This is a genomic window from Bacillus sp. SRB_8, from assembly GCF_003264205.1.
Classification (GTDB): domain Bacteria; phylum Bacillota; class Bacilli; order Bacillales; family Bacillaceae_G; genus Bacillus_A; species Bacillus_A mycoides.
Window position 1 is genome coordinate 1 of the sequence record NZ_NADT01000193.1, and the last position, 336, is coordinate 336.

The window sequence follows — 336 nt, forward strand, 5'->3', positions numbered from 1 at the left end:
TTCAGTGAGTGAGAGGCTTGGAGGTGAGTTTATGGGCGAGGGCTCTAGGCGGAGTGGCAATGTGCGATGGGTAATAGAAGAGAGTCTGCGACCATCGATAACTTCAACAGATAACGGTCTAGGAAGTCGGACGAGAGGGATGCTGTTTCGTTCGGCAAATGTGGCGTCGATAAAAGCAGAGGACGCACCACTGTCGATTAAACAATGTAGTTGGGTGGACTGGGATTGGTGCCATGAGACCGAAATAAGGGAACTGAATAATGTCTCGCACGAGTTATCCATACATGACGATGCTAATCGGAGAGGTGGCTCAGTCGGTAGTTTTTTTTTTTTTTT

The 336-nt window shown here is 47.9% G+C and carries 1 protein-coding gene; it reads right to left on the reverse strand.

The genetic code is table 11. From position 1 onward, the window contains the following. The coding region (locus B5P40_RS34290) for a retropepsin-like aspartic protease (protein ID WP_142936404.1) at window positions 1-282 on the reverse strand (282 nt) is incomplete at its 3' end. Window positions 283-336: the final 54 nt, after the last annotated feature.